General features: G+C 70.4%; 4 protein-coding genes. 3 read left to right on the top strand and 1 reads right to left on the bottom strand.

Translation table 11 applies throughout. The annotated features are described in order from the left end of the window. Positions 1 to 177 (bottom strand): helix-turn-helix domain-containing protein (locus ABZ297_RS46710; protein WP_355361047.1); only part of this gene is annotated, 177 nt, incomplete at its 3' end. Positions 178 to 332: 155 nt separating this feature from the next. Here ABZ297_RS46710 and ABZ297_RS46705 point away from each other — a divergent pair. From ABZ297_RS46705 to ABZ297_RS46695, 3 genes are read left to right on the top strand one after another with little or no spacing between them, the layout of a single operon-like run. Beyond that, positions 333 to 521, top strand: a complete 189-nt coding sequence (locus ABZ297_RS46705; RefSeq protein WP_355361044.1) for a hypothetical protein — start codon at positions 333 to 335, stop codon at positions 519 to 521. 22 nt (positions 522 to 543) lie between these two features. After that, positions 544 to 1509, top strand: coding sequence for an adenylate/guanylate cyclase domain-containing protein (locus tag ABZ297_RS46700; RefSeq protein WP_350812694.1), 966 nt, complete (start codon positions 544 to 546; stop codon positions 1507 to 1509). A gap of 25 nt (positions 1510 to 1534) precedes the next feature. Beyond that, complete coding sequence (locus ABZ297_RS46695) at positions 1535 to 2059, top strand: SigE family RNA polymerase sigma factor (protein ID WP_355361041.1); 525 nt, start codon at positions 1535 to 1537, stop codon at positions 2057 to 2059. Positions 2060 to 2215: the final 156 nt, after the last annotated feature.

The raw sequence follows: 2215 nt of genomic DNA, 5'->3' as shown, positions 1-2215 counted from the left end.
CTCGGTCAGATACCGGTCAGTCTGCGCGTAGGACGTCCTGGCCCCGTCGGCATGGTGGCGGTGGCGCCGCCACGCCAGCGCCTTGTTCCACACCAACCGTACACAGCCGAACGTGCGATTCAGCACCGCAGCCTGCTCGGGGGTGGGATAGACCCGCACCCTGTACGCCGTACGCATGTTCGTGTTTTACCGGATCGCAGAAGGATCCGTCAGCGAAAGGGAGAAGGTGAGGTTTTGTGCGCTTTGCGCCCTGGGTGTCCCGGCTCCGCCGGGCCACCCCTTGCGGGGTCCGGATTCCTCCCGGCCCTAATGACCGACTTCCTCTGGAGGTCATGGTGAAGCACCACTGGGAATCCCAGGGGCACCTTATCGTCACACACGGCTTCGACATCGGCAGACCCGATGTGTCCGGCCGTACTCGTCCCGACGACTTTCTGCTCTCGCTGTCCTGGACCGAGGGGGACGTGCTCGGCATCGGGGCCACCTCCCCGTGCGTCTGGAGCGGCGTGCGCGGACGCTGACCCGGGGTGTTATCTTGCAGCCGTGGCGAGCGAGGATCCCGACGGGCTGGTGGAGGCGTTCCTGCGCGAGCCCCGCCGCTACACCAGCCACCAGGTCGCCGACATGGCCGGCGTCCCGTTCTACCGTGCCCGCAGGTTCTGGCGGGCGCTCGGGTTCGCGAACGTCGCCGACGACGCCGTGGAGTTCACCGACTCCGACGTGGAGGCGCTGCGGACCCTTCTCGGCATGGTCAGCGACGGCGTCTACGACGAGGAGCACGTCCTCCTGCTGGCGAGGTCGATCGGCAGGGCGACGGCGCGGCTGGCCGAGTCGCAGGCGGAGCTGGGCGCGGAGGCGCTGGACCAGGCGGGCGTGCCGCTGGCCGAGCGGCCAAGGGCGTGGCGCAGGCGGGCGGAGCGGGTGGTGCCCGACCTGGCGAGGCTGATGGTGTACGCGTGGCAGCGGCAGCTGGCGGCCTCGGCGCACCGGCTCTCCGAACAGGAGACGAGCGCGGTGCGGCTGGCCGTCGGGTTCGCCGACCTGGTCGGGTTCACCCGGCTGAGCAGGCAGATCACGGAGACCGAGCTGGCCGGGCTGGTCGACAGGTTCGAGGGGCGCTCGGCGGACGTGGTGACCTCGTCCGGCGGGCGGGTGGTCAAGACGCTGGGCGATTCGGTGCTGTTCGTGGCGGTCAAGGCGCACGAGGCCGCGGAGATCGCGCTGCGCCTGATCGAGTCCCACGCGAAGGTTAAGGGCATGCCGGAGCTGCGGGTGGGCCTGGCCGTGGGCCCGGTGGTCGGGCGGATGGGCGACGTGTTCGGCACCACGGTGAACCTGGCGAGCAGGCTGACCGCGTTGGCCCGTCCCGGGACGATCCTGGCCGACCCGGAGATGGCCGAGGAGCTGGAGGGCGACAGGGCGTTCGACCTGCGTCCGGTGAACCGCCTCTCGGTCCGCGGTCTGGGCGAGCTGGCCCCGTTCACGATCACCCGGAAGACGGCGCGCTAGTCCGGGCAACCCTGGGCGTCGCCGGATGCGTCACTACCGTCGTCAGGACGACGACGGGAGACTCTACGTGGCAGATCGGGCGACATATCAGGACTTCGTGGCGACACGGTCGGACCGGCTGTTACGCACCGCGTACCTCCTCACCCGCAACTGGGCGACCGCCGAGGACCTGCTGCAGGAGTCGCTGGCCAAGGCGTGGTTCGCCTGGCCGGGCGTGGACGAGCCAGAGCCGTACGTGCGCAGGGTGATGGTGACCACTTACACCTCCTGGTGGCGCCGACGCTGGAGGCGGGAGCTGCCCAGTGACACGCTGCCCGACGAGCCGTCCAGCGACACGGTGAGCGACGAGCGGGAGATGCTCTGGCAGGCGGTGGGCAGGCTGCCCGCCAGGCAGCGCGCCGTGGTCGTGCTGCGTTTCTACGAGGATCTGCCGGTCACGGAGGTGGCCAGGCTGCTCGGTTGCGAGCCGGGCACGGTGAAGAGCCAGACCGCCAAGGCGCTGGCCAAGCTGCGGGTGGACGATTCGATCGTGAAGGAGCTGCACCGATGACCGTTCAGGATCTGCGGGACGTGCTGCACGAGCACGGCGAGAGCCCGTCCCCCGCCAACCCGGCCAGGCACAAGCAGGTGCGCGCGCGCATCGACGCGATCCGCCGGCGCAGGCGGGTGACGGCGATCGGCGCGGCGGCCACGGCGCTGCTCGGGG

This window comes from Nonomuraea sp. NPDC005983, from assembly GCF_040614375.1.
Classification (GTDB): Bacteria; Actinomycetota; Actinomycetes; order Streptosporangiales; family Streptosporangiaceae; genus Nonomuraea.
This window is presented reverse-complemented; position numbering and strand designations above follow the sequence as displayed.

Bases quoted from the DNA above. Each gene is read 5' to 3' on its own strand.
- ABZ297_RS46705 (WP_355361044.1), top strand. From the start codon at position 333: ATGGTGAAGCACCACTGGGAATCCCAGGGGCACCTTATCGTCACACAC.
- ABZ297_RS46695 (WP_355361041.1), top strand. From the start codon at position 1,535: ATGCGTCACTACCGTCGTCAGGACGACGACGGGAGACTCTACGTGGCA.